This is a genomic window from Paraburkholderia diazotrophica, from assembly GCF_038900755.1.
Taxonomy (GTDB): Bacteria; Pseudomonadota; Gammaproteobacteria; order Burkholderiales; family Burkholderiaceae; genus Paraburkholderia; species Paraburkholderia diazotrophica_A.
The window spans coordinates 617,750-636,294 of sequence record NZ_JBBPEN010000003.1; the positions used below are offsets into that span (position 1 = coordinate 617,750).

Annotated in this window: 17 protein-coding genes and 1 pseudogene; 12 read left to right on the plus strand and 6 right to left on the minus strand. The window is 62.1% G+C overall.

Translation table 11 applies throughout. The features are described from left to right. The first annotated feature begins 71 nt into the window (after positions 1–71). Positions 72–892 (plus strand): annotated as a pseudogene (locus AABE10_RS12795) (SIR2 family NAD-dependent protein deacylase). An 82-nt stretch (positions 893–974) separates the two neighbouring features. Here AABE10_RS12795 and AABE10_RS12800 read toward each other — a convergent pair. Together AABE10_RS12800 and AABE10_RS12805 are read right to left on the minus strand one after the other, a co-directional pair. After that, entirely contained in the window at positions 975–1,331 is a 357-nt protein-coding gene (locus AABE10_RS12800; protein WP_342933606.1) for an HPF/RaiA family ribosome-associated protein, read from the minus strand. 116 nt (positions 1,332–1,447) lie between these two features. Then, positions 1,448–2,332: a LysR family transcriptional regulator gene (locus AABE10_RS12805; RefSeq protein ID WP_342933607.1), complete on the minus strand. Its 885-nt coding sequence runs from the start codon at positions 2,330–2,332 to the stop codon at positions 1,448–1,450. A 156-nt stretch (positions 2,333–2,488) separates the two neighbouring features. Between AABE10_RS12805 and AABE10_RS12810 the strand changes: the two genes are divergently transcribed. The 8 genes from AABE10_RS12810 (at position 2,489) to AABE10_RS12845 (ending at position 8,343) form a co-directional block, all read left to right on the plus strand. Further along, entirely contained in the window at positions 2,489–3,283 is a 795-nt protein-coding gene (locus AABE10_RS12810) for a TerC family protein (protein WP_342933608.1), read from the plus strand. A gap of 14 nt (positions 3,284–3,297) precedes the next feature. Beyond that, entirely contained in the window at positions 3,298–3,612 is a 315-nt protein-coding gene (locus AABE10_RS12815; protein ID WP_342933609.1) for a zf-TFIIB domain-containing protein, read from the plus strand. Positions 3,613–3,783: 171 nt separating this feature from the next. Then, complete coding sequence (locus AABE10_RS12820) at positions 3,784–4,089, plus strand: acylphosphatase (protein WP_342933610.1); 306 nt, start codon at positions 3,784–3,786, stop codon at positions 4,087–4,089. A gap of 124 nt (positions 4,090–4,213) precedes the next feature. Then, positions 4,214–5,224: a hypothetical protein gene (locus AABE10_RS12825; protein WP_342933611.1), complete on the plus strand. Its 1,011-nt coding sequence runs from the start codon at positions 4,214–4,216 to the stop codon at positions 5,222–5,224. Positions 5,225–5,257: 33 nt separating this feature from the next. Continuing rightward, a complete protein-coding gene (locus tag AABE10_RS12830; RefSeq protein ID WP_342933612.1) occupies positions 5,258–5,488 on the plus strand; it encodes a hypothetical protein in 231 nt (76 codons plus the stop codon). A 210-nt stretch (positions 5,489–5,698) separates the two neighbouring features. After that, positions 5,699–5,956, plus strand: coding sequence for an RNA-binding protein (locus AABE10_RS12835; protein ID WP_342933613.1), 258 nt, complete (start codon positions 5,699–5,701; stop codon positions 5,954–5,956). A 167-nt stretch (positions 5,957–6,123) separates the two neighbouring features. Then, the gene (ppk2, locus tag AABE10_RS12840; protein ID WP_428983316.1) at positions 6,124–6,981 is read left to right on the plus strand and encodes a polyphosphate kinase 2; all 858 of its coding nucleotides are present in this window, start codon (positions 6,124–6,126) and stop codon (positions 6,979–6,981) included. Between the two features lie 15 nt (positions 6,982–6,996). Beyond that, on the plus strand, positions 6,997–8,343 hold the full coding sequence (locus AABE10_RS12845) for a TAXI family TRAP transporter solute-binding subunit (protein ID WP_342933615.1): 1,347 nt from the start codon (positions 6,997–6,999) through the stop codon (positions 8,341–8,343). Positions 8,344–8,354: 11 nt separating this feature from the next. Here the strand turns inward: AABE10_RS12845 and AABE10_RS12850 are convergent, their stop codons facing one another. From AABE10_RS12850 to AABE10_RS12865, 4 genes are all read right to left on the minus strand, one after another. Next, positions 8,355–8,957, minus strand: a complete 603-nt coding sequence (locus AABE10_RS12850; protein WP_342933616.1) for a recombinase family protein — start codon at positions 8,955–8,957, stop codon at positions 8,355–8,357. Between the two features lie 42 nt (positions 8,958–8,999). Beyond that, positions 9,000–9,569: a hypothetical protein gene (locus tag AABE10_RS12855; protein WP_342933617.1), complete on the minus strand. Its 570-nt coding sequence runs from the start codon at positions 9,567–9,569 to the stop codon at positions 9,000–9,002. A 76-nt stretch (positions 9,570–9,645) separates the two neighbouring features. Continuing rightward, positions 9,646–13,728, minus strand: a complete 4,083-nt coding sequence (locus AABE10_RS12860) for a CheR family methyltransferase (RefSeq protein ID WP_342933618.1) — start codon at positions 13,726–13,728, stop codon at positions 9,646–9,648. Between the two features lie 247 nt (positions 13,729–13,975). Beyond that, the gene (locus AABE10_RS12865) at positions 13,976–14,599 is read right to left on the minus strand and encodes a chemotaxis protein CheB (RefSeq protein WP_428983306.1); all 624 of its coding nucleotides are present in this window, start codon (positions 14,597–14,599) and stop codon (positions 13,976–13,978) included. Positions 14,600–14,827: 228 nt separating this feature from the next. Here AABE10_RS12865 and AABE10_RS12870 point away from each other — a divergent pair, with 228 nt between their 5' ends. From AABE10_RS12870 to AABE10_RS12880, 3 genes are all read left to right on the plus strand, one after another. After that, positions 14,828–15,283 carry a hypothetical protein gene (locus AABE10_RS12870; RefSeq protein WP_342933620.1) on the plus strand — a complete coding sequence of 152 codons (456 nt, stop codon included), beginning with the start codon at positions 14,828–14,830 and terminating at the stop codon, positions 15,281–15,283. 428 nt (positions 15,284–15,711) lie between these two features. Beyond that, complete coding sequence (locus AABE10_RS12875; RefSeq protein ID WP_342933621.1) at positions 15,712–17,130, plus strand: saccharopine dehydrogenase C-terminal domain-containing protein; 1,419 nt, start codon at positions 15,712–15,714, stop codon at positions 17,128–17,130. 10 nt (positions 17,131–17,140) lie between these two features. Further along, positions 17,141–18,445 carry an FAD-binding oxidoreductase gene (locus AABE10_RS12880; protein WP_342933622.1) on the plus strand — a complete coding sequence of 435 codons (1,305 nt, stop codon included), beginning with the start codon at positions 17,141–17,143 and terminating at the stop codon, positions 18,443–18,445. The last annotated feature ends 100 nt before the right edge of the window (positions 18,446–18,545 follow it).

Consider the following 18,545-nt stretch of genomic DNA (forward strand, 5'->3'; position numbering starts at 1 on the left):
GTGTCGCTATTGTCCATGACGCGAAGCGCGGCGTACAAGACGCTTCTTGAGCGAATTGCTAGAGTAGCGCGATGGACGAAAACGAACGCATCAAACGCGCCGTGTCGTGGCTGCGCGAGGCCGATGGCATGCTGGTAACGGCAGGCGCCGGCATGGGCGTCGATTCAGGCTTGCCCGATTATCGCGGCGCAGAGGGATTCTGGCGCGCCTATCCCCATTGAAACAGCACCGCCTCACCTTTCAGGACATGGCGAATCCGCGCGTGATGGCGCTGCATCCGCGGCTTTGCTGGGGCTTTTATGGGCATCGTCTCGACCTGTACCGGCGCACGATTCCACACGAGGGCTTCGACATATTGCGCCGCTGGGCCGACTCGATGCCCTGCGGGCTGTGGGCGTTCACGAGCAACGTCGACGGACAGTTTCAGAAGGCCGGCTTCAACGATGCGACGATAGCCGAGTGCCACGGTTCGATTCACGTTCTGCAATGCTCGGAAGTCTGCAACGACCGGCTATGGTCCGCCGATGACGTGCGTCCCATCGTCGACGAAACCACCTGCGAACTGACGAGCGATCTGCCGCGTTGCCCTGCATGCGGTGCAGTCGCGCGGCCCAATATCCTGATGTTCGGCGACTACGACTGGATCGCGCTGCGCACCGAGCAGCAGGAAGCGCGCTTGCACGCATGGCTGTCGACGGTCGAGCGACTCGTCGTGGTCGAAGTCGGCGCGGGCAAGGCGATACCGACCGTGCGTCTTTTCAGCGAGCAGAATGGGCCGCGCGTCATTCGCATCAATCCGCGCGATTTCGGCATTGCGTCGCATTTGGGCATTGGGCTTGCCAGAGGCGGAGTCGAGGGCTTGATGCTGCTCGATCGTGCGATGAACGCGTAGCGCGCAAGCGTAATGGGCGACACGGGGGCGACACCGCGCTGGCAGCGCCAGCCGACCGTGCGTGCATCGACAGCGTTCCTGCTCAAACGGAATCAGGCTGAGTGGCCCATGCGCGCTCACGCAGACTAAAGCGTCGCGCGGCGACGCGTGTCTGCTGTCTGCGCACGACGGAACGCGCCGCGCGAGCGAGCGCCAGATCGAGCGCGCCGCGCCAGTCTCTCGCAACCGACGTCACGACGACAGGCGTCGCGTCGGGCGTCTGCACCTGCACCTGGCAGCGCTTGTCGAGCCCGCCGCGCGGGCCGTTGATGTCCGAAAGACTGACCGTTGCCTTCGAAATCAGCCAGTCCAGGCGTCGGAACACGAACCGGATACGTTGACGCGCGAAGCTGCGCATACGCACGGCTTCGCGGTCGCGGGACTTGAACAGGACTTGCATGTGACACCTCCGTCGTGGGTACGGCTCAAGAGTACGGTGTCGAAGTGTGCGGAAAAAGCAGAAATAGCGGAACAGCAAGTTCGGAAAAAACGAAGCCTGCGTTACGGCCAGAACAGTTAGCCTGAAGCTGAAGCCAGCACCTTTTGCGTCAACGGATGATGGCGTCCGCGCCGCGATACGATCGCGTGAATCTCCTCTTTCACATCCGGCGACCGGCCTAGCCAGCGCAAGTTGCGATGGATCGGATCGTTGCGTTCGGCGCCGAATGCCGCGAGCGGAAACACACCGAGGCCTCGCGATGCGAATAGCGCCATCAATGCGCTGTCTTCGAACTCGCCCACGATGCGCGGCCGTATGCCTTCCGCCTCGAACCAACGGTCGAGCCGCGAGCGCAGCGAAGAATGCCCCGTCGGCAGCAAGACGGGCAGACTCGCGAGACATTGCGGGAAGTGACCGATCGCGCTCTTGCGTACTGTGGAGGCCGGTCCGTACCAATCGATTGGCGATGCGATCAGGCGCTCGCTCGACAGCCGCAAGTTCGCGTTATGTGGGGCCGCCTGACTGGACAGCACGAGAAACAGATGGTGATGCGCGAGCTCGGCCAGTAGTTGCTCCGATTCTCCTTCATGACACAGCAGCCGCAGCGACGGTGTATCCAGTACGGGAGCGAGGATCGCATGGGCGGCCAGCTTTGAGATGCCGTCCGTCAGCCCGGCCGCGAACCGCGCGACCGCTCCGCTTGCGGCCTCGCGCACTTCGTCGTGCAGCGTGCTGCCGAGCTGGAAGATTTCTTCCGCGCGCGCGAATGCTGCCTGGCCAGCCTCCGTCATCGCGACGCCGCGGCCCGCCGGCTTCAGTAACTGATGACCGAGCGACTTTTCCAGTTCGCGCACCTGCGCGCTGATGGTCTGCACGGCCATGTCGAGACGTTCGGCGGCGCGCGCGAACCCGCCTTCCTTCACGACGACCCAGAAATAGTGCAAGTGCCGGTAGTTGAGCATGTTGGCGCCTCGTCGATTTTGACTTCGAAAAATGCGAACCGAATGTCAGATTATCGCTGGTTTTTCCGATGTGACGAGTGATGGATCATTCGCTTTGCTGGCTGTGAACCCAGTAACCAGCCGCATTCACTCGAACCCGGACAACAACGCGCGCAAATGGATTCCCTGTTGACTCTCGTCGCTGACCCCGCTGCATGGGCGGCACTCGTGACACTCATCGTGATGGAAGTCGTGCTCGGCATCGATAACCTGATCTTCATTTCCATTCTCAGCAACAAGCTGCCGCAAGCGCAGCGCGCACGGACACAGCGCATCGGCATCATGCTCGCGCTCGTGATGCGTCTGGGCCTGCTTGGCACCATCGCTTGGATTGCGCGCCTGACGGAGCCGGTGCTTTCCGTGTTCGACCATGCCTTCTCGTGGCGCGACCTGATTCTGCTCGCGGGCGGTCTGTTTCTCGCGTGGAAGGCGACGCGTGAAATGCATCGTCACGTGAGCCACGATGCGGATGTGTCGAATGCGGCCGCGCGTGTCGGCGGACTTACGGCGACGGCTGCGATCGGCCAGATCCTGCTGCTCGACCTCGTGTTCTCCGTCGACAGCATCATCACGGCCGTCGGCATGACGGATCATCTGCCCATCATGTTCGTCGCCGTGATTGTGGCTGTGACGGCGATGCTGTTCGCGGCGGCTCCGTTGTCGAAGTTCATCGAAGGCAATCCGACCATCGTCACGCTGGCGCTCGCGTTCCTGCTGGTGATCGCGATGACGCTGATCGCGGAAGGGTTCGGTACGCACGTGCCGAAGGGCTACATCTACGCGGCGATGGCGTTTGCCGGCTTCGTCGAAGGCATGAACATGCTGGCGCGGCGCAGGAGGCTAAAGCGTGAGCACGACGCCGCTGCACATGCAGCAAACCCGAATCACCGAAACGCCGAACCGGCGAAATGAGAAGGAGCAACGCAATGAAATGCCCCGTTTGCAAGACCCCCGATCTGCTGATGACCGAGCGGCAGAACATCGAAATCGACTACTGCCCGACGTGCCGCGGCGTATGGCTCGACCGCGGCGAACTCGACAAGCTGATCGGCCAGATGCAGGACACGCCGGAGCCGCAGCGCGCGGACGCACAGCGTGAGCGTGAAGCGCGCCATAGCGACCGCGATGCGCGGCATGAACACGAGTGGGGCCGACGTCATGAAGGGCGCGACGACCATCGCAAGCATTACGATGCGCGCCGCAAGAAGAAGTCGCTGTTCGATATGTTCGATTTCGATTGAGCGTCCGCATCGGGCGGATGCGTTCGTGCGGAGCATTCGTGCGTTGCGCCGCACATTCGCTTCCGACAAAAATCGAATCGGCCTGGCGCTAATACAACCACGTGACATACGATCGACACACACACAGCGCTGCGATATTTTCGCGGCAGTTCTTGTCGACGGAGAGCGCGGATGGCTGGCGATTTCGATGGCGGAGTGACAACGCTGCTCGTGCGAGTGACGGGCACGGTTCAAGGCGTGGGCTACAGGGCGGCGTGCGTGCAGCAGGCGGACGTGATCGGTGTCGCGGGGTGGGTGCGCAACCGGATGGACGGCTCCGTTGAAGCGCTGCTCCAGGGCTCGCAGGAGCAGGTGCGCGAGATGTGCGACTGGATGATCGACGGCATGCCCGCTGCGCTCGTCGACAAAATGGAAGTCGAACAGCTTGCGCCGCCGTTTACGCGGTTCGAGGCGTTCAGGCAGATTCCCGATGCGTAGCGGCTAAGCCGCGTTCCAGCTTACAAGCGGAAATGCACGACACCGTTGACCGCGATCACCCGCTGCGCATTCCCGCGCGCCTTAGACTATGTTTGTTGATGCCCGGCCTTCGGAGAATTCGACAATGTGTCTATTGCGCTGGCTGTTCAATCGCGAGCGAGTCCACGTTTCAGTGGCCGATGCCGCGCGTATCGACGAAGCGGTCGAGCGCATTCTCGCCATTCATCCACGGCTGAAGCTGGCGAGCCACTACCGGCGTCGCCTGAAACGGCCTGTCGCAGCAACGCTCCAGTACATAGACGAGCTGCTCGCCGCGCTGCCCGCGACGCTCGAGGCCAATGCCGCTACGTGGTCCAGCAATCCCTGTCTGCGCGCGTTCTTTGCAACGCCTGACGATATCCCGCGCGCGATCGGCCGCTCCGAGGCGGTGCGCACCTTTTTCGAGCAGAACCCCGATGCCGTGGATGTCCACGGAACGCTCGGGATGGCCCTGAACGAGCGTCATGTGCTCGGCGTCGCGATGGAGGGCGATACGGTGCGCCATGACGTCGTGCAAACCACGTTGTCGTTCAGCGATCATCGCGTGAGGATATGCGGGCGCACGGAAGCGGAGTTGCGTGAGGAGCTGGTGCGGCGGTTGATCGACCAGATGGCGCTGGAAGGGCTTTCCCGGCTCGCGGCCGATCGCGCGGAACGCCTCGCGCGGGGACGCGAACTAATGCAGGAGCGCGTCGCTTTGCTGCATCGGCAGGGCACAGGTATTCGGGCCGTCGTCGGCGGCGATGGCGCAACTTTGGAAGAACTCACGCGCGTGCAGGCGCAGATCGCGGAAAACGCGGAAAGTCTCGCGGCGCTCAGAGTGCCGACGGAGACCATCGAGCTTGACCTGAAGGGCGTCTGTGAAGTGCTGAGCAAACCTTCGGAGCACGTTTACGTCAAGACGCGGCGCATTCGGATCGACATGATGAACGTGGTCCAGAAGGCAAACGTGCAAGGCGCGCGCGAAATCGAATTTCACTTCGCGCGCATTCCCGGTCCCAGGCCGGAAACGCGGGCTTTTGCGCTCGTCCGTTTTAGCCGCTCGGATTTGCCGCCGGGTGGATTGAATATCGACGCGGCGATGCGAGCCTTATAAGATTCAATTCGAAAGCAGGCAGCGGAGAAGACCATGAAAGGATTCGATCTGGCTGTACGCGCAGTCACGGCGAGTGCCGCTGTTTTGTTTGCGGTTTTGTTTGCCGCGACGCCCGTCGCCGTCGCTCAGCCGGCCGCAACGAAGCAGATGCAGGACGCGCAGCGCAAGGCTGAACAAAAGGCGCGCGAGGCGAAGAAGCAAGCCGGGCAACAGCAGGCAGAACCTCAGAAGCAAGAGAAAGACAAGCCGGCTTCCGCGCCTTGAAAGCCTTGAAAATAGCGCGTTGCAATTTTCGACTTTATCGCTGTCGCCATTTCGCATTTCGCAGCATCGATTCATCTGTCTAACCGGACGCAATGCGTTTTCGGGCTGGCATTTGCCGGGCGCGAGCGCACAATAAGATCGTTGAGTGCGTCAGGTCGTGCGGCGCATGATCGAAGTGATGAGCCGACTGTTCAAGAGGAGAAAATCGCTATGGCTGAACTATGGGTAGGCAATGTCGAAGACAGCACGACGGATGAGGAAATCAAAGCCTTTCTTTGCCACTACGGGTTTCCGCCTTTCGATACGATTCAGCGCGTCGAAGGAACGGGCGAGCATCCTGCCGTCGTGCTCGGTTTCAATGAAATAGCGTCGCACGTGCTGCAGAGTCTGCAACCGCGCGTGCACAACATGTTCTGGAAAAGCCGCACGCTGGTGGTGCAAGTCGTGCCTGGGCGCGACGAGTCTTGAATACGTTTCGGCCGCTCGGCATCGCGCAGGGCCGCTTCTGCTTGCAGCATCGCGGCTGCTTTGCGAGTGGCTGTGCAAACGCTCTCGATGGCGAACGCGGCGCCTTCGTCGACAACGAGTCAGTAACCATTTTGCTTGGCGGTCACGGGAGATCAACGATGGCTGAGATGAGGAATGACAAGGCAAGGCATGACAGGAACGGCGCGAATGGCAAGCACGCGGAAAAAGCACTGGAAGCACTGGCAGCGCACGGGCGCCTGAAGAACAAGCAATACGAAAAAGAACTCGCGTCGCTTCACGTCGAACTCGTGAAGCTCCAGGAGTGGGTCGTGCAAACGGGCGCGAAAGTATGCGTGATCTTCGAAGGGCGCGACAGTGCAGGCAAGGGCGGAACGATCAAGGCGATTACCGAGCGCGTCAGTCCGCGCGTTTTCCGGGTTATTGCACTGCCCGCGCCGACCGACCGCGAGAAGACGCAGATGTATATCCAGCGCTATCTTCCGCATTTGCCTGCTGCCGGCGAGATCGTGCTTTTCGATCGAAGCTGGTACAACCGCGCAGGCGTCGAGCGTGTAATGGGCTTTTGCACGGAAGAGCAGGTGGAGCACTTCTTCAAGGCGGTGCCGCTCATCGAGAGCGCCATCATCGGCTCGGGCATCATTTTTCTGAAGTACTGGCTGGAAGTCAGCGAGGAAGAGCAGACGCGCCGGCTCCAGGCGCGTATCACCGACGAGCGGAAGACATGGAAACTCACGCCGATGGATTTGCGCTCGTATAGCCGCTGGTATGACTATTCGCGCGCGCGCGACGACATGTTCGACGCCACTGATACGGAGCAGGCGCCTTGGCATGTCGTGCGATCGGACGACAAGAAGCGCGCGCGCCTGAACCTGATCACGCATCTGCTGAACAGCATTCCGTACAAGACGATGCCGCGCGAGAAAGTGAGACTTCCGAAGCGGCAAAAGCCCGAAGGTTATCGGGAAACGAACCGGCCACTTCGATACGTTCCCGAAAAGTACTGAAACCCAACAGGGACGATGCGAAGGGATAACCCAGCGCTCTATCGTAGCCAGAAGACGCCCGTCACGCCGCGGCGCCGGCGTCTTTTGATTCTTGGCGCGATCGTCGTGCTGACCGCGCTCGGCTGGGTGCTGTTCACGATCATAGAGCCCGCATTTCAGACGCGAATCGTCATCACGACGGGCGCGGACAAAGGCATCTATCGCGGCTTCGCAGACCGGTATGCGCCCGTCCTCAAACGCGACGGCGTCACGCTCGATATCCGCAGTTCTTCAGGTTCCGTCGAAAACTATCAGCGGCTGAAAGATCCAAATAGCGAATACGAGGTGGGCTTCATTCAATCGGGCACCACCACGCGGCAGGAAACGGACGGCTTGCAGACGATCGCGGCAGTTTCGTATGAACCGATCTGGGTGTTCTATCGCGGCGATGCTGTCGTCAACCGACTCGTGCAACTGCGCGGCAAGCGGATCGGCGTCGGCGTGCCCGGCAGCGGGCTGCTGCATGTATCGCGCGTGCTGCTCGAGTATAGCGGGATCGATCGCGACAATACGCAGCTGGTCGAAACCGATGCAGAGAAAGCGTACCGCTGTCTCGAAGACGGCTGTCTCGATGCCGCCTTTTTTATTGGCAGACCCGACGCGCCGATGCAGAAAACACTGCTGAACAGCGACCTGAAACTGATGAGTTTTGCCCAGGCGGACGCACTGGTGCAGAAGTTCCCGTCGCTTTCGAAGGTGACGTTCCCGCGCGGCTCGACCAGCATCGTGAATGATCGTCCACAAAACGACGTCACGTTGCTGGCCGCGACGGCGCTGCTCGTCGCAAAAGACAGGTTGCATCCGGCACTCGTCTATCTGCTGCTGGATGCCGCGAAGACCGTCCACTCTGGCGAAGACTACTTCACGCCGCTCGGCGTGTTTCCAAATCTGAATACCGACGAGTTTCCCGTATCCAGCGAAAGCGAGCGTTATTTCAAATCGGGGCGTCCCTTTCTTCAGCGCTATCTTCCGTTCTGGCTCGCGAGTTTTATCGAAAGACGGCTGCTTATTCTTTTGCCGTTCATGGCCGTGCTCATCGGCGTAGTACAGGCACTGCCGCGCATGGTCGAGAGGCGGATAAAGAACCGTTTTACAGTCTGGTATCGTGAGCTCAAATCGCTGGAAGATGAAATATGGAAAACGGCGCAGCCGTCGAATGATCTCGTATCCCAATGGCGTCGTGAAATCGAGAACATCGACGCGCAAGCAAGCCAGATACGCGTGCCGACGCGCTATCTGCATGACGTGTATGCGCTCAAGCAGGCCATCAGCGTCGTGCGTCAACGCATTGCGATGGCAGCGGCGAAGCTGAACGAGCAGTAGTTCAGCGTGATTCAGCGCGGTGCAGTCGTCTGCGCGGAAGAGGACGCGTCGCGTATACGCATGATCGTTTGGCGCGAGGTGCCGAACTTGCGCGCGACCTCGCTGACGGACAGCCCTTTGTCGAGTGAGCGCATGACGCGCGCCCTGTCGGTGCGCGAGAGCGACGCGGGGCGGCCCGTATGCCGTCCGCTTTCCTGCGCGGATTGCAGGCTCTTTCTGCTTCGCTGGCTTCTTGTCGCAATTTCCATCTGCACGATGGCGCGCAGCGTTCTGACGGCTTGCGGTTCGGGCTGGCCCGTCAGATCCACGCTGCCGAGCTCGACGCATCGTACGGACACCTTCGCGCTGCGGCATCGCGTCAGCGTCGCGAGTACATCTCGCGCACTGCATCCGAGCGCGGAAAGCTTCAGCACCACGAGCAAGTCGTCGCGAGCGATGCGTCTAAGCAAAACGTTCAGTTGTGGCCGGTCTGCTGCGGGAAAGTACTGCGGCACGTCGTCGATTGCGACGCGGTTGAGCGCGACGGTATAGCCGGCCTTGTCGATCTGGATCAGCTCGCGTTCCGGAGTGTGGCTGTCGCTCGCGCCGTTGATGTAGAAGTACGTTTGTCGCAAGTGTTGTCTCCGCGAAAGCGTGGAAGGGCGATGCTGCCGCCGTCAGGTCTCGAACAGGATGGCCCGAACGATCGTATCGATCGAAACCGGCTTGACCAGGACGGTATCGAAGCCAATGTACTCGTTATGCTCCAGCCCTTCCGGAATCATCGCGATGATGCGGATCGACGGGGCCGTTTTGAGTTTGCCGATCGCCAGCAAGCTGGCCCTGTCGAGCTTCCTTTCCACGTCGACGAGAACGGCCGTAGCAGGTCCGTGCGAAGCCGCATCCAGGAGGCGCTCCGTCGACAGCACGGTCGTCTTGAATCCTCGCAGGCGCAACAGCAACGCGATCGACTCGCCGACGTGCGCGTTCGCGTGAACGATCGCAATGCTCTTGCCGGCATACTGCGCCGGGGTCTCGACGATTGCGGCGCTACGCAACACCGCTTCGCAGCTCAGCCACAGCAGCCGCGCTTCCTCATAGGCGTGCAACGCGGTCAGCTTCGTCGATTCGTCCGCGAGCGGATTGGCGGAAAGCGCCCGCACGCGCGCATCCGCTGCCTCCAGTCGCCTGACGGCTTCGTCGAACTGGGCCTTCGCGTGGTTGCCGAGATTGTCGAAACTGTCCATGATTTCCCGTTTCGCTTGCATCGCCCGATGCTTCTCAAAGCTCACGGCATTCGCGTCGATCGTGCCGAGAGAGGCTCTATTTGCGCAGACGCGAGAAAACAGTGAGCAGATCTTCCAGCAGCACCGGCTTCTTCATGTGCGCGTCGAAGCCGGCATTTTCTGCCTCGCTGACATCGTCCTCCTCGCCAAAGCCGCTGAGCGCAATGCAGATCACGGATTTCATCGACGGCTCCTCCCGCAGCTTGCCGACGAATTCGAGTCCGCTCATGCCCGGCATGCCGATATCGGACAGCACGACGTCGGGCACGTGGCCGTCGAGCATCGTCAATGCCTCTTCACCGCTCGTGGCCGTCAGGACGACGGCGCCCTCGCTTTCCAGAAGAAGCTTGAACGTTTCGACCGTTGCCGCGTCGTCGTCGACCATCAGAATCTGCAGGCCTTGCAACGACTGCATCGCGTCGCCGCTGTCCGCGTTCACGTGGGCGAGCGATCCGTGTGTCGGAAGCGTGACCGTGAACGTCGCGCCTTTGCCGACGCCTTCCGATTCCGCTCGCACGGTGCCGCCATGCAGGTTCACGAGATCCCTGACGAGCGCGAGGCCGATGCCGAGTCCGGCGCGGCGCGTGGTGGGGTCGCGACTCTGCTGGAACATGTCGAAGATGTGCGGCAGCAGCGCAGGCTCGATGCCGCTGCCCGTATCGGACACGCGAAGCACCGCCTCCGCATGTTCGTTGACCTCCAGTGACACATTCACCGAACCGCGACTGGTGAACTTCAGCGCATTGCTGATCAGGTTCCAGGCGATCTGTTCGATGCGCGTGAGATCCGCGTGAATGATGACGGGCGTATCGGTCATCGAGACATTGAGCGCGAGACCGCGATGTTTCGCATCGTCCTGCACGGCATTGCTCACGCGCTGCACGATCTCGCGCATGTCGACGGCCGTGCGCACCACGGACAGCTTGCCCGTGCGCACACGCGAAATGTCGAGCAGGTCGTCGATGATCTGCGCCTGGCCGATCACGGTGCGCCGGATCGTATCGGTTGCGCGCGAGATGTTGAGGCTTTGCCGCGTTTCCGGTGCGCGCGCAATCAGTTCCGCGCTCGCTGAAATCAGGTTGAGGGGATGCTTGAGTTCGTGCGAAACGACGGCGAGAAATTCATCGCGCCGCCGTTGCGCGTCTCGCTCGCTGGCTTCGCGAACCGCCTGGACCTGCGCGCCGCGGCCCGCCGTCTTCGTGTCGACGGACTCTCCGTGATCGCGGGCAATCTTCGCAAAGCCGCTCACGCCGGGCTCGTCCAGACGCGACAGCACGCCGCTCGCAAAGAAACGCGTGCCGTCCTTGCGCATATGCCACCGCTCCTCATTGGTGCGTCCGTGCAGACGCGCCGCTTCGAATTCGCGCGGGGCAACGTTGCCGGCGCGGTCCTCCTCGGTCGAAAGCATGTCGGCGGACTGGCCGATCATTTCCGCTTCCGTGTAGCCGAAAATCCGTTCCGCGCCCGCGTTCCAGCTGGTGACGATGCCATCGTCGTCGAACGTGATGATCGCGTAGTCCTTCGTGCCGTCGGCCACGATGCGCATCCGGCGTTCGCCTTCGCGCAGCCGGTCTTCTGCCTGACGGCGGCCCGTGATGTCGATGAACGACAGCACTGCGCCGTCGATGCGGTCCTCCGTCGTGCGATACGGCACGAAGCGCGCGAGATACCAGCGGCCGTCGTTGCTCTTCAGCTCGCGCTCGATGAGACGCAGCGAGTCGAAGGCCTCGGCGGCGTCGTCGGCAAGCTTGTCGTATTCGAGCCGGTGCGTGATGTCGAGCAGCGAGCGGCCGATGTCCGAAGGAATGATGCTGAACACGTCCGTCGCGCGCGGCGTATAGCGCTTGATGCAGATATTGCGGTCGACGAAGATCGTGCCGATGTCGTTCGCCGCGATCAGGTTCTGCAAGTCATCGTTGATCTTGCCGGTTTCCTCGACCTTCGATTTCAGCTCGGCGTTCACAGTCGTCAGCTCTTCGTTGATCGACTGCAATTCTTCCTTGCTGGTTTCGAGTTCTTCCGTTGCCGAACGCAACTCTTCGTTGATCGCCTGCAATTCTTCGTTGGAGGCCTTCAGTTCTTCCGTCGATGTTTCCGATTGCTCGATGGTCGACTGAAGCTGCTCTTTCGTGCGTTGCAACTCGCGTTCGAGCTGGCTGATGATCGGGTCCTTCTGCGCATCGGCCGATGACGTCTCCGCGCCGCCCATGCTGTCCTCGACTTCATCGAACAGCACCAGCACGAAATCCGCATTCGCTTCCGCATCGTGCACGGGACGCGCCGTCATGTTGACGAAATACGAACGCCCGTCGCGCTCGATCCGCACGCGCCGCGCCTCGACGCTTCGATTCGTGTGCAAGGCCTGATAGATCGCGGTGCGCAGTTCGAGCCGCAGTTCGGGACGCACGACGGCGACGATGTTGTGCGACGGCTCGCCGCCCGAGTACTGCAAGAAGCGGCCTGCGCGATCGGACAGATGCACGATCTCCGAATCGCGGCTGACGAGCACGCTAGGCGGCGCGTATTGCTCGACGAGCCGCTGATGCAGGTCGCCGAACGAAAAGCGGCGGCGTCCCGGCGGCTGCACCGTGGCGACGACAGGGCGCGTGCTCATGGTGCCGGAGATCGCAACGGGCACGGGCGTGTCGCCGCGCACGGCCATATTCGCGCGGTAGATGCGGTTGCGTTTGTCGACGACGCTGAACATCGAGCTGACGCTATCGGCGGACTCGGAACTGCCGAGAAAGAGCACGCCGCCAGGACGCAGCGCGAAATGGAACATCCTGAGGATTTCCATCTGCGCCTCGCGATCCAGATAGATCAGCAGATTGCGGCAGCAGATCAGATCGAGCCGGGAGAAGGGCGGATCGCTCAGCACGTTGTGATGCGCGAACAGCATATGCTCACGCAATTCCTTCTTGACACGATAATGCGCAGCGTCTTTCGAAAAGAACTGGCGCACGCGGGCGGGTGTCACGTCGGCGAGAATCGAGTCGGGATAAAGGCCGGCGCGCGCGAAGGAGATTGCGCGCTCATCGATGTCGGTCGCGAACACCTGGAACGAGATGCCCTCCGACGACTTCAACGAGCGCTCCTGCAGCAGCATCGCGAGCGAATAGGCTTCCTCACCCGTCGCGCAGCCGACCGACCACACGCGGATGCGGTCCTGCTCGCCGCGTCCTTCGAAAAGCTGCGGCAGCACTTCACGCTCCAGCACGTCGAACGCTTCCTTGTCGCGGAAGAAGTTTGTCACGCTGATCAGCATGTCCTGCAACAGCGCCTGCGTTTCTTCGGGATGCAGATGCAGATGGTCGCGATACGCCTGCAGATCGACGATGCCGTTGACCTGCAACCGGCGTTCGATCCGGCGCAACACCGTCGCCCGCTTGTAATGGCGGAAATCGTGCGCAGTGCGCGTGCGCAGGATGATCATGATTTCGCGCAATGCGCGCTCGGCCGTCTCGTTCGAGGGATCGTCTACGCGCTCTTCGCTTTCGACGACGGGAAGATGAATTTCCCGCGCGGTCGACCACAGATCCATCAGCCGTTGCGGCATCTCCGCCGACGTCAGCACGAAGTCGACCATCCCCGTGGCAATCGCGCTTCGCGGCATGCTGTCGTACTCGGCTTCCGACGGGTCTTGCGCGAGCGTGATGCCGCCCATTTCCTTGACTCTCGACAGCCCGACGGAGCCATCCGAACCCGCGCCGGACATCACGATGCCGATCGCGCGTTCGCGATGGGCTTCGGCGAGCGTGCGGAAGAACAGATCGATTGCGGCCCTGCGTCCATCCTGCGGCCGGTTGGGCGCGACGCGCAGGAAATCGTCGACCATGGTCAGTTCGAGCGAAGGCGCGATCAGATACACGTGGTCGGGCTGAATGGGTGTCGCGCTCGTCACCTCGGCGACGGGCATGTCGGTCGCCTTCTGGAGCAACGACGCCAGGTTGCTTTCGTGATCGGGCGCCAGATGGACGACCACCACGAACGCCATCGACGTATGCGCCGGCAACGCTTCGAAGAATTCCAGCAGTGCGCCCAATCCACCCGCCGATGCGCCGATACCGACGATCGGATAGTTTGCCTGGCTCGGTATGGTCTGTGCCCGTCTCTTAGGCATGGCTGCGTGTCCTGTTCGAAGAATGATAGTGTCGCCCGAGACCCGGTCCGGGCGGGCAATGCGGACCGCTCCCGCATTGCGTCTACGCAAACTACCATTATCCCCTCTGGAACATGACTGCAAAAGTCCTGCCGCTTCTCCCGCGCCGCGTATTGCACCTCGCTTTCCCGCTTTTGCGCGCGCCGCATTGCCGATGTGTGCCGCAATGCGCCACGAAATACGCCACGAAATATCCGTTACGCCCGCTTCATCGCGATGGCGTCGCTCTGCGGCCGCGCGCGCCGGCGGACGTCGTGTCGCGAACCCGCGCGCGCGGTGCCGTCGCCTCGCGTTCGACGGCGTCGCGTGGCGTCGCCTCGTCCGTCGTGCGCGCGTCGCGCCTGCCGTCGATGAGTTCGATCAGCCGGCGCGGCAGGCCGGCGAGAGGAAGGATGTCGTCGGCGAAGGGCGACGCGTGCAATGGCATGCCTCGCGCGAACGCGTCCGCGGGATCCTGGACAATCGTCGCGCCGCCGCACGTCTGGATCGCTTCGAGCCCGGCCGCGCCGTCGTCCAGCAGGCCCGTCAGGATCACGCCGATCACACGCGGGCCGATCTCGGCGGCAGCGCTGCGAAAGAGCGGGTCGATGGCCGGCCGTGCAAAATTTTCCTTCGCTCCATGTACGAGCCGCAACCGGCTGCCTTCGACGATCAGATGCTGATCGGGCGGCGCCACATAGATTCTGCCGCACGCGTACATTTCGCCGTCCGCGGCATGGACGGCGTGCAGCGGTCCGGCCATGTTCAAAAGGGAGGGGAGGATGCTGCCGTGCGTGCCCACATGCAGCACGATGGCGATGGCCGCCCGCAGGTCGTGCGGAAGCCTGGACACTACTTCGCGAAGAGCATCGACCCCGCCCGATGACGTACCTATCGCAATGAAGTCCCGGCGAGTCAAAGTCGCTCCCGCACGCCCAATTGGTTCTTTGTAGCAATTGCTGTGCCGCGCGTGTGCGCTCATGCTGGAAACGGACGCTATGGGGAGAGGCACATAGGCTGCGCGTATACGTTGGATGCCCGGCTATAATCGCGCTCGAATGTGACCTGAGAACACTTACACGTGAAAAAGATCGCTGCCTTCGCGCTCGTCGCGCTCGCACTCGCTGGTTGCTCTTCCCCGGAAAAGCAGGAGAAGCAGGCCCAGCAGTTCATCCATAACGAAACCAGCCTCGCGGATGCCCAGCGAAATGCGGTCGTCGACTGCGCGCCGTCGCAGTGCGACGCCGCCTGGGCCGTGACGAAGCGCTATATCCAGCAGCATTCCGACACGCCCGTGACCCGCGCTGACGCCGTCGCAATCGAGACCGACGTGCCCTACGATTCAGGCAAGGCCGCGTTCTCCGCGACGCGCGTCGCGAAAGCCGATGGCGCGACGCTCACACTCTTTGCGCAATGCCGTGGCATGTACGGGCCGGATAAGGCAAAGGGCGAAGACTACGACGAGTGCGCCGAGAAGATCCTCAAGACGCAGAACGGCTATGTGGCGTTTCTCAGGACGCATGCGTCGGGCCAGTAAGCCGTCAATGTTTCTCGCACCGGACTGCTGTAGCTGAACGACGCGTGCCAGCGTTGGCGTCGGCGTCGCTTCAGCCGAGTGCATTAAGCGCATTCCACTCCGCAGATGGTCGAGGGCGCTGCTCATGTCACGCGTTCAGAAACTCAAGCGGTCGGCAGAGATCCGGATTGGCAATCCTGAAGCGAAGGCGGCCTGACGGGCCGCGTGCGTTCCGCGCGTCGACGTTCTCATCGATGCGCGTGACGCTCGCCCTGCCATTCGATTTCACACGCGAGCAGCCGCACCCGATCCGCCTTCCAGGGGCGGTATTTTTTTGCCTGATCGTTTGCGAGCGACCCGAATGACGATCGGTTCGCGATATGGATTGCGTCGTCGGCACGCGCGATGCTCGCTTGTGAATGCAAGCACGCGACATCGAAGGACGGCAGATGGAACAGGGATCGACACTTGCACGCCTCGACGGGCGTCTGCTCATCATCGGCTTTGGCGGAATGGGCCATGCGATGTTGCCCGCGATATTCCGGCATCTCGATGTAGCGGCGGAAAACGTCAAGGTGCTTTGCCTGCCCTCCGACGATGTCGAGCCCGCGAAGGCCTATGGCGTCGAGCGGATTTTCGAGCCGCTGACGCACAGCAACTACGAGTCGGTACTCGAGCGCCTCGTCGGCGAAGGCGACTTCATGCTGAACCTGTCGGTAGGCGTCGCGAGCACGGCGCTTGTCCGCTTTTGCTGGAGCCGGGGCATTCGCTACATCGATCTTGCCATCGAACCATGGGACGACATGTCCGTCGATGAAGAAGTGCCGTTGCAACTGCGCACGAACTACGCGCTGCGCGAAGAGTTGCTTGCGCTGCGGCTCGACCGGCGCGGCGGACCGACGGCCGTCGTGACGCAGGGCGCCAATCCCGGCCTCGCGTCGGCGCTCGTGAAGCAGGCGCTCATCAACATGGCGCGCGATAGCGGCTTCGATCCGGGGAAACCCGTGCATCACGAAGAATGGGCTGCGCTTGCGCGACGCCTCGATATCAAGGTCATTCACATCGCCGAACAGGATACGCAGGTCGCGCGGATCGCGAGGAAAGCCGACGAGTTCGTCTGCACATGGTCCGTCGATGCATTCATCGAAGAAGGCCTGCAACCGGCCGAACTCGGCTGGGGCCAGCATGAACGGCATTGGCCGCGCGATGGCGCACGGCACGGCTATGGAACCGACGCGGCGATCTACCTGCGGCGCCCCGGATTCGCGACGACCGTGCGCAGCTGGACACCATCAGGCGGGCCGTACCACGGCTTTCTGATCACGCATGGCGAGTCGATATCGATTGCGGACCATCTGACGGTTCGCGAAGCCGCTCGCGTCGTCTATCGGCCGACGGTCTACTACGCGTACCGTCCGTGTCCCGATTCCCTGCTGTCGATTCATGAGCTCGCGGGCCGCAACTGGCGCGCGCTGTCGCACAAGCGAATCCTGCGCGACGACATCGTCGACGGTTGCGACGAACTCGGCGTGCTGCTGATGGGCGGTCCGAACGGCGCTTACTGGTTCGGCTCGCGCCTGTCGATTTCAACTGCGCGGCAACTGATGCCCTATAACAGCGCGACGACGCTTCAGGTCGTCGCCGGCACGCTCGCGGGCATGGTATGGGCGCTGCGCTGTCCGCAAGAAGGCATCGTGGAGCCCGACGACGTCGATCACGAAACGATTCTCTCCGTGGCCAAACCGTATCTGGGCGAACTCGTCGGAACATACGGGCAATGGACGCCGTTGCGCGATCGGTCCGCTCTCTACGAAGAGAACATCGACGCTTCGGACCCCTGGCAATTCCTGAACTTTCGCGTTGACTGACGAGGCCGCTGTGCTACTGCAAAAAGAATCCGCCGTCATCGAAAAGTCCTGGTACGAAGCGAGCGTGGAGCGCCAGCCCGTGTGCGATGCGCTCGAATGCGAAGTGACAGCCGATGCATGCGTCGTCGGCGGCGGCTATGCGGGTCTGTCCTGCGCGCTGGAGCTTGCGCAGCGCGGCTTCCAGGTCGTGCTGCTGGAGGCGTTTCGTGTGGGGTGGGGCGCATCGGGGCGCAATGGCGGCCAGGCGATTGTCGGGTTCGGCGCGGAAGGCGAATGCGCGATCGAAAAGCAGTTCAGCGCGGAGGACGCGCGCCGCGCGTGGGACATCTCTGTCGAAGGATTGTCGCTGTTGCAGGAGCGCATCGAGCACTTCGGGATGGAATGCGACTACAGCCGTGGCTACCTCACCGTCGCGATCCGCAAACGCAAACGCCGCGAGCTGCTGGAATATGCCGAGCACGTGCAGCGCGAGTACCGCTATCCGCTGCAATGGATCGATCGCGGCGATATCGGCCGGTGGATCAGTAGCGAGCGTTTCGTCGCGGGCGTGTTCGATCCGTTGTCGGGACATCTGCATCCGTTGAAGTATTGCCTCGCGCTCGCCGACGCCGCGCGAACAACAGGTGTGCGCATCTTCGAGCGTTCGCCCGCATTCCGGCTCGAGCGAGGCGACACGGCCATCGTCAAGGCTGGCACAGGACAGGTCGCGTGCCGCTTCGTGGTGCTCGCCGGCAATGTCTATCTCGGCGAATTCGGCGATAGCCTCGCACCCGAGATCACTTCGCGGATCATGCCCGTCGGCACTTACATGGTGGCGACGCAGCCAATGGAGCGCGCGCGCGCGGATTCGCTGATCGGGCAGCGCGCGGCCGTATCCGACAACAACTTCGTGCTCGACTATTTCCGCGTGAGCGCGGATAACCGTCTGCTGTTTGGTGCGGGCGAAACGTACAACGCGAAAACGCCGCATGACCTCGTCGAACGGATGCGGCAGCGCATGCTCGGCGTGTTTCCGCAACTGGAGGACTTGCGGATCGATTACGCGTGGGGCGGGTTCGTCGACGTCACGTTGAACCGCGCGCCGCATCTGGGGCGCCTCGGAAACAACGTGTACTTCATGCAAGGCTTTTCGGGCCACGGACTCGTGTTCTCCGGCATGGCGGGAAAACTCGTCGCCGAAGCGATCGCGGGGCAGGCGGGTCGTTTTGATGTGTTCGCGCGGCTTCGGCATGGGCCTTTTCCGGGCGGCCGTTTCTTTCGCACGCCAGCGGTGCTGCTCGGCACGCTCTACTACCGGTTACGCGACATGCTGTAATTGACGTCGGTGTTTGTCGGCGTATCCAACGTCGTTAACGTCATGTTGTTTTGATCCCCGCGACGTGACGACGTCTGAAGCCTGAGGCCGGATGACGTCG